Raw genomic sequence first — 11,903 nt, forward strand, 5'->3', positions numbered from 1 at the left:
CTCAGATTGCGTTCCGCCGCCCCGTACTCGCCGTCGCGGACCTGGGCGAGGGCCACCTGGAGCGCCGCCTCGGTGTGCCCGGCGGCGGCCGCCCGCTCGTACCACTGGCGCGCGGTGCGCGCGTCGCCGCGCCCGGTGAAGAGGATGCCGAGGTTGAAGGCGGCGTCCACGCTGCCCGCCTCGGCGGCCTTGGAGAACCACGGTTCCGCGCCGGCCGCGTCGCCGCGCTGGAGCAGCAGGATGGCCAGCGCGTTGGCCGCCTCCCGGTGCCCGGCGTAGGCGGCCCGGCGGTACCACTGCTCACCGCGGTCGGCGCGGCCCTGCTCGGTGCACAGGAGGCCGATGTTGTAGGCGCCGTTGACGTCACCGGCGTCCAGCGCGACGCGGTACCAGCGCTCCGCGGTCTGCGGCTCGCCGCGGTCGGCGTGGAACGCGCCCAGGGCGTTGGCGGCGTTGCCGTCGCCGTCCTGGGCCGCGCGGCGCCACCACTCGGCGGCACTCTCCTCGTCACCGGCGTCGCGCAGCAGGAAGCCCAGGGCGCAGGCGGCCCGCGCCTCGCCGTCCTTGGCGGCGGAGAGGTACCAGCGGCCCGCCTCCTGGATGTCGCCGCGCTCCTCCAGGAGGGTGCCCAGCTGGAGGGCGGCGCGGCGGTGCCCGCGCGCCGCGGCCTGGCGGTACCACTGCTCCGCCTCGGCCTCCTGGGTCAGCTCGCCGTAGGCGGGGACGGTACGCCGGTCGGCGCCGCGGCCCTCCTCGATGAGCCGGGCGATGCGGTAGGCGGCCTCGCGGTGGCCCCGTTCGGCGGCGGCCCGGAACCAGCGCTCGGCGCCGATGTCCCCGCGGTGCTCCAGCAGGTCGGCGAGGGCGTAGGCGCCCAGGCAGTGGCCGGCCTCGGCGGACCGGCGCAGCCAGTGCTCGGCGTCGTGTTCCTCACCGCGCTCGCGGTGGTGGCGGCCCAGGGCGTGGGCGGCGGCCGCGGAGCCGGCCTCGGCGGCGAGCCGCCACCAGCCGGCCGCCTCGTCGGGGTGGCCCCGCTGGTGCAGCAGGACACCGAGATTGTTGGCGGCGGCGCGGTCGCCCGCGGCGGTGGCGGAGCGCAGATGCGGTTCCGCGCCGTCGAGATCGCCGCGGCGCAGCAGCAGCGCGCCCAGCACGCTCATGGCGGTGGTGTCGCCCGCCGCGGCGGCCCGGCGGTAACCGGTCTCGGCCACGGCGTCGGACGCTTCCGCGGCCTCAGCGGCCTCCATCGCGTCCATCGGCAGCTCGGATGCGCCGTCCTCGTCAGGCGCAGGTACAAACCGGTCCGTCTCCAACAACCTTGCCTTGTCCCCCATAAGAGCCATCGTTGCACCACCCGTAACCCTCGTACACCTGGTATACCGCACCAGCGAGGTCACTTCAGCGGTTTGTCGACTTCCCGATACGGCGACTTGCCAAACTCCGATACGTCTCTCCCTTGTTCCGCCGGGCGGCCCGATCGCACGGCGCGCCCCGTCCGGCCCGGCAGCGGCCACGACGAAGGCCCGGATTCACCATGGAATCCGGGCCTTCACCTTTCGTAGCGGGGACAGGATTTGAACCTGCGACCTCTGGGTTATGAGCCCAGCGAGCTACCGAGCTGCTCCACCCCGCGTCGTTGTGTCCTCACCGTATCACGCCGCCGGGGTCGGGTCGGACGCCGCGGGGCGGCCGCCGGCTCCCACCGGCGGCCGCCCCGTGTGTCCCGCGTCACCGGGAGGTTCAGCCTCCCGAGGTACCGCCGCCCTTTCCGCCCGCCTTCTTCTCGGCGGCGACAGCGTGTTCCAGGGCCGCCTGGATCTTCTTCTGGGCCTCGCCGAACGCGGCCCAGTCGCCCGAGACGCGCGCCTTCTCCGCGTCCTCGAACGCCTTCTGCGCGTCGTCGAGTGCCTGCCGCACCGTCCGGTCGGCCGGCGGCTCCGTCTTCCCCTTGCCTCCGGACGGCGGCTGTTCACCGCCGGTGCTCGGCGCCTTCTTGCCGAAGACGACGTCCAGCGCGTCCTTGAGGGAGTTCTCCAGGACGGGCTTCTCGTCGCCGTAGCTGACGAGGACCTTCTTCAGCAGGGGGTAGTTGGTGTTGGCGCCGCGCAGGTAGACCGGTTCCACGTAGAGCAGTCCGCCCTCCAGGGGCACGGTCAGCAGGTTGCCGTACTCGATCTCCGAGTCACCGAGCTTCTTGAGGATGTTGAGCTCGTTGGCGATGTCCGGGTCGGAGTTGAACTTCGACTGCACCAGCTTCGGGCCCGGGACGGGGGTCTGCGAGGGCAGCTTCAGCACCCTTATCCGCCCGTAGTCGTCGCTGGTGGCGTCGGCGTTCACGGCCATGAACGCGCCGAGGTTGTCGCGCTTGTTGGGCGTGAGCGTCGTCGTCAGCGAGAAGGTCCGGTCCTTCTGGTCCGGCATCTTCATGCTCAGGTAGTACGGGGGCACGGAGTTGCCCGCCTTGGCCGTCGGGTCGTCGGGGATCTGCCAGCGCTCCGAGCCGGTGTAGAACGTGTCCGGGTCGGTGACGTGGTACGTCGTCAGCAGCTGGCGCTGCACCTTGAACAGGTCCTGCGGGTAGCGCAGGTGCTCCATCAGCGAGGGGCTGATCTCGCTCCGCTTCTCGACCGTGTCGGGGAAGGACTTCATCCAGGTCTTCAGGACCGGGTCCTTGGTGTCCCACTGGTAGAGCTTGACCGATCCGTCATAGGCGTCGACCGTTGCCTTGACCGAGTTGCGGATGTAGTTGACCTGGTTCTGCTGGGCCATGACCGCGCGCTGACCGGTGGTGAGCGAGTCGGCGGTGCTGTCGCCGAGCGTGGTGCGCGAGGCGTACGGGTAGCCGTTGCTGGTGGTGTACGCGTCGACGATCCACTGGATACGGCCGTCGACGACCGCCGGGTAGGCGTCGCCGTCGATGGTCAGCCACGGCGCGACGGCCTCGACCCGCTCCTTCGGTGTGCGGTTGTACAGGATGCGCGAGCCCTCGCCGATCGCCCCGGAGTAGAGGATCTGCGGCTCCCCGAAGGCGACCGCGTACGCGGCGCGGTTGACCGGGTTGGAGAGGTCCACACCGCTCTTGCCCTGGTAGCGGTAGCTCTTCTCACCGCTGTCGTCGGAGTAGTCGAGCTCCTTCTGGGGCCCGCCGACGATGGAGTACTGGGTGGTCTTCTCGCCGTAGTAGACCCGCTGCTCGTACGTGCCGAACTGGCCCTTGGACGGCAGATCGGCCTCGGTGTACTTGGGGCCGCCGCCGAACGCGGTCTCGGTGCCCTTCGCGGCGACCGCGCCGTAGCCGTGGGTGTACTTGAAGTGGTCGTTGATCCAGTTGCGCTCGGGGATGCCCTCGATGTTCAGCTCGCGCAGACCGATGACAGTGTCCTGCTCGCTGCCGTCCTTGTCCTTGTAGCGGTCGACGTCGAGGGTGTCGGGGAACTGGTAGTAGCCGCGGACCTGCTGTTGCTGCTGGAACGCGGGCGAGACCACGTTCGGGTCGAGCAGCCGCATGCTGGCGGTGGTGTCGGCGCTGTCCCGCAGCTTCTCGCCGTCCTCCTTCGAAGCCGGCTTGTAGTTGCCCTTGTAGCCCTTCACCTCGGCGTCCTGGATGTCGTACGCGTCCCGGGTCGCCCTGATGTTCTGCTTGATGTACGGGGCTTCCTTGGCCTGCTCGTTCGGCTGGACCTGGAACTTCTGCACGATCGCCGGGTACAGCCCGCCGATCAGCACCGCGGACAGCACCATCAGGCCGAAGCCGATGACCGGCAGCTGCCAGGTGCGCCGCCACAGCGTGGCGAAGAACAGCACCGCGCAGATCGCCGCGATGAAGAACAGGATCGTCTTCGCCGGCAGATAGGCGTGGGCGTCGACGTAGCGCAGGCCCGTCCAGCCGTCGGCGGACTTCAGGCCGCTGGACTTCACGGCGAGGCCGTACCGGTCGAGCCAGTACGCGACGGCCTTGAGCGAGACGAAGATGCCGAGCAGCACCGCCAGGTGGCCGGTGGCGGCGGCGGTCGCCCGGGAGCCGGGGCTGGTCAGCCGCAGCCCGCCGTAGAGGTAGTGCGTCAGCGCGGCCGTGATCAGGCACAGCACCGCGCAGCCGAAGCCGAAGCTCAGCAGGAAGCGGTACCAGGGCAGGTCGAAGGCGTAGAACGCGACGTCCTTGCCGAACTGCGGGTCCTTCTGCCCGAACGGCACACCGTTGACCCACTGGAGCCAGGTGCGCCACTCACCGGCGGCCGAGGCCCCGGAGATCAGGCCGACCACCGCCATGATCGCGATGAGGGCCCACTTCTTGAACGGCGCGAGCCCCATGCGGTACCGGTCGAGGCTCTGCTGCTCCAGCGACATCGCGCTGAGCGGCGGCCGCAGCCGGTGCGCCAGCCAGACGTTGACGCCGACGGCGACGGCCATCAGCACACCGAAGGCGGCGAACAGTCCGATCTTGGTGAACAGGGTGGTGGTGAAGACCGAGGAGAAGCGCACCGAGCGGTACCACTGCCAGTCGGTCCAGAACCCCGAGAACATCACGAAGAGCATGGCCAGGACGGCCAGCACTCCTACGGTCATGAGCAGGGTCCGTACCCGCCGCGACGGTCGGCCGACTGTGATCCGTGGCCCTGTGGGGCCTCCGCCGCGGTCCGGCATCTGGAAAGCCAAGGTGCGCACCTCGAATGATTCGCTGTTGTGTGGAACAGGCCCGGCGATAGTAGGACCCACAAAGCCAACTTACGAAGGCTTTACCCAGTTCCCGGTTCCGGGGACGGACAAGGCACGATGGGAGACATGACCAACCTCCCCGTAGACGGCACCCCCCTCGCCGCCGACCCGCTGACCCGCGCCGTGCTGGAGATCGACGAGTACAGCGCCGGTCTGGGCTGGGACCAGCCCGCCCGTCTCTTCGCCCTCGTCGACTCCGCGAAGCTGCGGGCGCAGGAGCCCTCGCTCGCCGAGCAGCTCGGCATCGACGACGCCGCCTCCTCGCTGACCCCCGTCGAGCAGGACGAGATCCCGGCCGGGGCGCCGCTGGACGAGTTCCTCGCCACCATCGCCTGGCCGGACGCGGTGGCCGGCTGCGCGCTGACCGTGGAGCGGCTGATGCTGCCGCCGTCCGCCGAGCAGGCGGTGCCGCAGGACATGGACGAGGCCAAGCTGGCCGCGTGGGTCGCCGGGCACCCGGAGCGCCGGGAGGTGCGGATGACGGTGGGAGTACTGCGGGACGGTTCCCGGGAGTCGGCGGTGCGGCTGCGGGAGAGGGACTCCACGTCGGAGGTGCTCACCGGCTCGTCCCTGGTGCCGGGCCTCGCGGACGCCCTCGCGGCGACGTTCGCGGACTGAGCGAGGGGGCCGTCGTCACCGCCCGGCCGTGCCGCAGCCCGGCAGGCCGGCGGTGTCACCGCCACGGATCTTCTTCAGCGCCTTGAGCGCGTCCCCGAGGGTGTCGACCTTGACGAGGGTCAGGCCGTCGGGGGTGTTCCTGGCGGCGGAGGCGCAGTTGTCCTTCGGTGTGAGGAAGAACTCGGCGCCCTTCTCACGGGCACCGACCGTCTTCATCGAGATGCCGCCGATCGGGCCGACCTTGCCCCGGTCGTCGATGGTGCCGGTGCCGGCCACGAACCTGCCGCCGGTGAGGTCGCCGCCGGGGGTGAGCTTGTCGATGATGCCGAGCGCGAACATCAGCCCGGCGCTGGGGCCACCGACGTCGGCGAGCTTGACGTCGATGGGGAACGGGAAGATGTGGTCGCGGGCCGCCTGGATGCCGACGACGGCGCGGCCGTCCTCGGCCTTCTCCGTGGTGAGCGTCACGTCCTTGCGGCCGGTCTCGGGCTTCTCGCCCTTCTTCTCGGCGGTCGCCGCGGTCTTCGCCGGGATGATCGTGAAGACCGTCTTCTCCCCCGGCTTGTGGCGGGTCACCAGCTCGGCGACGTCGGCCGTGGCCCTGACCGGGGTGCCGTCCACCTCCTTGATCACGTCGCCGGCGTGCAGCCGCCCGTCGGCGGGCCTGCCCTTGACCACGGAGCCGACGACGGTCTGCTGGGCGACCGGGATCTTCAGCTCCTTGAGCGCGGCGGCCTTGGCGCTCTCCTGGGACTGGGTGAACTCCTCGGCGTTCTGCTGGTCGGCCTGCTCGGCGGTCTGCCCCTCGGGGTAGAGCGTCTTGCGGGGCACCACGGCGCTGCCGGGGTCGAGCCAGCCGTACACGGCCTCCAGGAGGTTCATGCGGTAGTCGGGGCCGGTGACGCGGACTGTGGTCATGTTGAGGTGACCGGTCGTCGGGTACGTCCTGCGGCCGGAGATCTGCAGCACCGGCTCACCGTCGTGCTCGCCCAGCGTGTTCACCGTGGGCCCCGGCGACATCTCCGCGTACGGCACCGGGACGAGCACCCCGGCGCAGAGCAACGCGATGAGCATCAGGGTCGAGGCGAGCAGCGTCGCGGTGCGGCGTGGCATGGAACGACAGTACGGGACGGGTATGACAACCGGCCCGCGGGGCCGTCCGTACGAGGGCCCCGCGAGGTCAGGCGGCGCCGGTGCCGGAGTGCTGCTTCTCCATGGCGGCGCGGAACCGCTCGTAGCCGGCGAGCTCCTCGACGTCCCCGCTCTTGCGGTGACGCAGCGCCCAGCTGCTCCACACCGCGGCGACGAGCGCGGCGAGCACCGGAATCAGCAACCAGAGGAGCGCACCCATAGCGGCCTCCCAGCCCTCACGCGCCTGCGGAACGACAAAGAAAACGACGCATAAGCAGATTAACCATCTGCTGGCACAACGCTTGCGCCAGGGACCGGGTTACGCAACCGGAACACGGGGCCACCGGATCGGCCCCCCGCTGTACGGGGTCAGGCCCCCACCCACTCCTCGGTGCCGTCGGAGAACGTCTGGTGCTTCCAGATCGGCACCTCCCGCTTGAGGTCGTCGATCAGCCGGCGGCACGCCGCGAACGCCTCCGCCCGGTGCGGGCAGGACACCGCGACGACCACGGCGAGATCACCCACCACGAGGTCCCCCACCCGGTGCACGGCCGCCAGCGCCCGCACCGGGAAGTCCGCGGCGACCTTCTCGGCGACCCGGCGCAGCTCCGCCTCGGCACTCGGGTGGGCGGAGTACCCGAGGGCGGCCACGTCCGCGCCGCCGTCGTGCGAGCGGACGGTGCCGGCGAACAGCGCCGTGCCGCCGGCGGCCGGGTCGCCGACGGCCGCGAGGACCTCGTCCACGGACAGCGGGGACTCCCGCACCGCCAGGAGGCGGACCGGTTCCTCGGCGGCCCGCTCACCGGGGTGGTCGTGGGCGGGGGACACAGGGGCGTGCGTGCCAGACATGCACCCCATCGTGCCGCACCGGGCGGACGGACGGGAACGGTGCTTCCCCCCGGGGCCGCGCCGCCCCGTACGGGGCCGTCCGCTCAGAGGCGGCGGCGGGCCTTGCGGGCGCGGCGGACCAGGGCCGCGGTGCCCAGCAGCGCGACGGTGGCGCCGGCGGCGCCGGCCGCGGTGGCGTCCTTGCGGCCCAGCCGGCGGCCGGCGACGGTGTGCCGCCCCGCGACCTCCTCCAGCAGCTCGGCCAGGACCTCCTCGTTCGTCCACCGGGGGCGCCAGCCCGCGTCGTGGAGCCTGCTGCCGCTGACGACCCAGGGGTGCATGGTGTAGGCGAGGTCCCCGGCGGGCGACGGGGTCAGGCCGATGCGGTGCAGCCGGGCGGCGGCGCCCAGCGCCACCGAGGACGGCAGCTCCATCCGCCGGATTCCGGACAGTTCCTCGACCTCCTCCTGTTCCAGCCAGCCGTCGCAGCCCACCGCCAGCTCCCCGTCGACCTTCTCCAGCGCCGCGTACTCCAGGGCGCTGACCAGGTCCTCGACGTGGCAGAACTGCCAGGCGGGCCGGGAACCGGCGACGACCAGGAGGCGGGGCGACTCGAAGTAGCGGGTCAGCGCGGTGTCGGTGCCGCCCACCAGGACGGTGGGGCGCAGCACGGTCACGTTCAGGCCGGGGTGCGCGCGGGGCGCCCGGCGCGCGAGGCGCTCGATCTCCAGGAGGTCGCCGACCCCGGTGGCGTCGGCGGTGGCGCGCAGCTCGGCGTCCTCGGCCAGCGGGACGTCGTTGTCGGCCAGCGCCCCGTAGACCATGGCGGAGGTGCACAGCACGACCCGGTGGACCCCCGCCGCGGCGGCCGCGGTGAGGACGGTCTGGGTGCCGCGCACGTTGTAGGCGGTACGGGCCGCGGGGTCGGTCTCCAGGTCGAGGTCGAGCGCGAGGTGGACGACGACGTCGGCGCCGCGCAGCCGGTCCGCGATGGCGGGGTCGCGGACGTCCAGGACGTGCCACTGCGCCCCGTGCTCGTCGCCGCGTCGCTCGTCGAGGGCCAGCACCTCCTTGACCTCGTCGGACGCCACCAGCGCGCGGGTCAGCAGCGCGCCGACGCCGGACGCGGCTCCGGTGACGGCGACGACGGGGCGGCGGGCCGGCCGCGGGGCGGCACCGGCCTCGCTGTCGGTCATGGCGGCAGCGTTTCGCGCTGCGCGAACGGTCGGATCTGGGGAACTCACCGGGCGTCTCCAGCGGTTGTCTTCAGTACGCACGGCTGTTGGCGCGTGCGGACCAGGTGGCGTCCATCCTGCCGCAGCCGTCGGGAGAGCGAAGCATCGAGCCCCGGAGCGCCCGGGGTGTCTACGCTGGAAGACGATGTCGGGCAGCCGCCGCCGGCCCCGGGCCGGCGGCCCTACGAGCCGAGGAAACCCGTGAGTGACACCCCATTCGGATTCGGCCTTCCGCCGGAGGAGCCGGAGGACGGCGACAACGGCAAGAAGAAGGGCGGCCAGGGAGGTAGCCAGGACCCCGCGAACCCGTTCGGGTTCGGCGGCGGGAGCGGTGGCGCGGACAATCCGTTCGCGGCGCTCTTCGGCGGCATGGGCGGCCCCGGCGGCCAGATGAGCCCTGGCGATCTCGGGGCCGCGTTCCAGAAGCTGGGCCAGATGCTCTCGTACGAGGGCGGGCCGGTGAACTGGGAGATGGCCAAGGACATCGCGCGCCAGACGGTCGCGCAGGGCACGCCGGACGGCTCCAAGGACGCGAGCCTGTCGCCCGGTGAGCGCTCCGCCGTCGAGGAGGCCGTCCGCCTGGCGGACCTGTGGCTGGACGGTGTGACGTCGCTGCCGTCGGGCTCGGCCTCGGTGGTGGCGTGGAGCCGCGCCGAGTGGGTCGAGGAGACCCTGCCGGTGTGGAAGGACCTGGTCAACCCGGTCGCCGAGCGTGTCGGCGCGGCCATGGGCGATGTGCTGCCCGAGGAGATGCAGGCGATGGCCGGGCCGCTGCTGGGCATGATGCGCTCCATGGGCGGCGCGATGTTCGGCACCCAGATCGGCCAGGCGCTGGGCGTCCTGGCGGGCGAGGTCGTCGGCTCCACGGACGTCGGGCTGCCGCTCGGCCCGTCCGGGCGGGCCGCCCTGCTGCCGGGCAACATCACGCACTTCGGTGCGGGCCTGGGCGTGCCGGAGGAGGAGGTGCGGCTGTACCTGGCGCTGCGCGAGGCCGCCCACCAGCGTCTCTTCGTCCATGTGCCGTGGCTGCGGTCGCACCTGTTCGGCGCGGTCGAGGGCTACGCGCGGGGCATCAAGGTCGACACCACGAAGCTGGAGGACGTGGTCGGCCAGATCGACCCGCAGCACCCGGAGGAGCTGCAGAACGCGCTCCAGCAGGGCATGTTCCAGCCGGAGGACACCCCGGAGCAGAAGGCGGCGCTGGCCCGGCTGGAGACGGCGCTCGCGCTGGTCGAGGGCTGGGTGGACGCGGTGGTGCACGCCGCGGCGTCCCCGCACCTGCCGTCGGCGGGCGCGCTGCGCGAGACGCTGCGGCGGCGCCGGGCGACCGGCGGGCCGGCGGAGCAGACGTTCTCCACGCTGATCGGCCTCCAGCTGCGGCCGCGCCGACTGCGGGACGCCTCCCGGCTGTGGGCCTCCCTGACGGACGCCCGGGGCGTGGAGGGCCGCGACGGCCTGTGGAGCCACCCGGACATGCTGCCGACGGCGGCGGACCTCGACGACCCGGACGGGTTCGTGCACCACGAGCAGATGGACTTCTCCGAGCTCGACAAGATACTGGGCGAGGCCGCGGGCGGCGGGGCGCCCGGCCCCTCCGACGGCACCGGTGAGGGGAAGTCCCCCGAGGACGGCAAGGGCGACGGCGAGCGGTGAGCCTGCGCGACGACGCGGTGCGGGTGCTCAAGGAGTGGCCCGCGCCCGCACCGGATCAGGAGCAGCTGCGCCTGGCGTACCTGGACCATCTGGCGGCCCGCCCGGACGGCATGTGGAAGCCGTGCGCGGACGGCCATCTGACGGCGAGCGCCCTGGTCGTCGACCCGGCCGGGGGCAGGGTGCTGCTGACCCTGCACCGCAAGCTGCGGATGTGGCTCCAGATGGGCGGCCACTGCGAGCCGGAGGACGCCACCGTGGCGGACGCGGCCCTGCGCGAGGCCCGCGAGGAGTCCGGGATCACGGACGGCCTGACGCTGCTGCCGGGCGGGCCGGTGCGCCTGGACCGCCACCACACCCCGTGCGCCTGGCACCTGGACGTCCAGTACGCGGCGCTGGCCCCGGCCGACGCGGTCGCGGCGATCAGCGACGAGTCGCTGGACCTGCGCTGGTTCGCGTACGACGAGGTGGCGGACGTCGCCGACGCCTCGGTGGTTCGCCTGGTGGAGCGCACCCGGGCACTGCTCTGAGACGGCCGCGGCACCGGGGGCGGGCCCTTTCCGGGCCGTCCCCGGTGCCGCGGGCCGTTCATTCCCTGCGGGCGCCGGGCAGGTGCGGCAGACGGTCGGCCGCGGCGACCCCTTCGAGGTAGCCGCGGGCCCGTTCCGTCCGCGGGTAGGACTCCAGCAGCCGCCAGAACCGCGGGCCGTGGCCGGGCACCAGGAGATGGGCCAGCTCGTGCAGCAGCACATAGTCGATGACGTACTCCGGCATGCCCTGGAGCCGGTGCGAGAGCCGGATGCTGCCCTCGGCCGGGGTGCACGACCCCCAGCGGGTGTTCTGGTTGGTGACCCAGCGCACCGAACCGGGCCGGGCGCGGGAGCCGAGGTACTGCTGGGACAGCCGGGCGGCCCGTTCGGCGAGCTCCCCGTCGCCGAGCTCGCGTCTGCTCTCCTTGGCCGCGAGTTTGTCGAGCATGACGGTGACCCAGCGTTTCTCCTCGGCCTCGGACATCCGGGCCGGGATGAGGACGACGGTGCGGTCGCCCTCGCGGTAGGCGGAGACCGTGCGGCGCCGGCGTGAGCTGCGGCGCACCTCCACGGCGCTGGTCCGGGAACGCGCGGCGGAGCCTGCGGCGCGGCGCAGCGGCATCTCGCCGGCGACGGAGGGACGGGGGTCGGCGGGCACGCGCCCGACGTTACCCGCCGGGGCCGCGGGAAGTCCGCCCCTCGCGCCGTCCGGGCCCGAAACTCTCCCCAGGGAACACCGTTTGTACGACTGATGGGCGGTCCTGTGGACAACTCGACGCACGCGAACCGCGTGGAGGTCCATGCTGGGTCCGCACGACGTGCGACGCACGCCACACGACGCGTGCGGGACGAACGACGGGGGGCGAAGTCATGCATCCGATGCTCAAGCCCGCGCTGCGGCGCGGCTGGCGGGACCTGGCGACCGTGCAGTTCGGGGTGGCGCCGGCCCATGCGGTGGTGGTCGGGCCGATGGACACCGCGACCGGCTACTTCCTCGAAATGATCGACGGCACCCGGAGCATGGAACAGCTGACCGCGGACGGCGCGGCGCTGGACCTGCGCCCGGAGCACGTACGGGGCGTGGTGCGGCGCCTGGGGGCCGCGGGCCTGCTGGAGGAACCGTCCGGCGGCGGTCCGGCGGCCGACGCGGTCCGCGCGGACGACCCCGCCTTCCAGCGGCTGCGCCCGGACCTGG

Annotated in this window: 10 protein-coding genes, 1 tRNA gene and 1 pseudogene; 4 read left to right on the forward strand and 8 right to left on the reverse strand. The window is 72.5% G+C overall.

What is annotated here, in order from left to right; genetic code table 11:
- The 3 genes from AC51EU_RS20325 to AC51EU_RS20335 form a co-directional block, all read right to left on the reverse strand.
- Positions 1-1,343: SEL1-like repeat protein (locus AC51EU_RS20325; protein ID WP_496268433.1), on the reverse strand; the 1,343-nt coding region annotated here is incomplete at its 3' end.
- Between the two features lie 216 nt (positions 1,344-1,559).
- A tRNA-Met gene (locus AC51EU_RS20330) sits at positions 1,560-1,633 on the reverse strand.
- A gap of 107 nt (positions 1,634-1,740) precedes the next feature.
- Positions 1,741-4,566 (reverse strand): UPF0182 family membrane protein, encoded by a 2,826-nt coding sequence (locus AC51EU_RS20335; RefSeq protein WP_496268434.1) that lies wholly within the window; start codon positions 4,564-4,566, stop codon positions 1,741-1,743.
- A 216-nt stretch (positions 4,567-4,782) separates the two neighbouring features.
- Here AC51EU_RS20335 and AC51EU_RS20340 point away from each other — a divergent pair, with 216 nt between their 5' ends.
- Positions 4,783-5,334, forward strand: coding sequence for a PPA1309 family protein (locus AC51EU_RS20340; protein ID WP_496268435.1), 552 nt, complete (start codon positions 4,783-4,785; stop codon positions 5,332-5,334).
- 15 nt (positions 5,335-5,349) lie between these two features.
- Here AC51EU_RS20340 and AC51EU_RS20345 read toward each other — a convergent pair whose 3' ends face one another.
- The 4 genes from AC51EU_RS20345 to AC51EU_RS20360 all read right to left on the reverse strand — a co-directional run bounded on the left by AC51EU_RS20345 (position 5,350) and on the right by AC51EU_RS20360 (position 8,537).
- A complete protein-coding gene (locus AC51EU_RS20345; protein WP_496268436.1) occupies positions 5,350-6,447 on the reverse strand; it encodes a YlbL family protein in 1,098 nt (365 codons plus the stop codon).
- Positions 6,448-6,514: 67 nt separating this feature from the next.
- Positions 6,515-6,685 carry a hypothetical protein gene (locus AC51EU_RS20350; RefSeq protein ID WP_496268437.1) on the reverse strand — a complete coding sequence of 57 codons (171 nt, stop codon included), beginning with the start codon at positions 6,683-6,685 and terminating at the stop codon, positions 6,515-6,517.
- 149 nt (positions 6,686-6,834) lie between these two features.
- Positions 6,835-7,314: a molybdenum cofactor biosynthesis protein MoaE gene (locus tag AC51EU_RS20355; protein ID WP_496268438.1), complete on the reverse strand. Its 480-nt coding sequence runs from the start codon at positions 7,312-7,314 to the stop codon at positions 6,835-6,837.
- A gap of 83 nt (positions 7,315-7,397) precedes the next feature.
- A complete protein-coding gene (locus AC51EU_RS20360; protein WP_496268439.1) occupies positions 7,398-8,537 on the reverse strand; it encodes an SDR family oxidoreductase in 1,140 nt (379 codons plus the stop codon).
- A 192-nt stretch (positions 8,538-8,729) separates the two neighbouring features.
- Here AC51EU_RS20360 and AC51EU_RS20365 point away from each other — a divergent pair, with 192 nt between their 5' ends.
- On the forward strand, positions 8,730-10,181 hold the full coding sequence (locus AC51EU_RS20365; RefSeq protein WP_496268440.1) for a zinc-dependent metalloprotease: 1,452 nt from the start codon (positions 8,730-8,732) through the stop codon (positions 10,179-10,181).
- A complete protein-coding gene (locus tag AC51EU_RS20370; protein WP_496268441.1) occupies positions 10,178-10,708 on the forward strand; it encodes an NUDIX hydrolase in 531 nt (176 codons plus the stop codon). Before AC51EU_RS20365 ends, AC51EU_RS20370 begins: the two co-directional genes overlap by 4 nt.
- 58 nt (positions 10,709-10,766) lie before the next feature.
- On the opposite strand, the gene AC51EU_RS20375 is transcribed toward AC51EU_RS20370, so the two are convergent.
- Complete coding sequence (locus AC51EU_RS20375) at positions 10,767-11,366, reverse strand: M48 metallopeptidase family protein (RefSeq protein ID WP_496268442.1); 600 nt, start codon at positions 11,364-11,366, stop codon at positions 10,767-10,769.
- Positions 11,367-11,578: 212 nt separating this feature from the next.
- Between AC51EU_RS20375 and AC51EU_RS20380 the strand changes: the two are divergent.
- A pseudogene (locus tag AC51EU_RS20380) lies at positions 11,579-11,903 on the forward strand (ThiF family adenylyltransferase); the annotation flags it as partial.

Source organism: Candidatus Streptomyces philanthi (assembly GCF_059553635.1).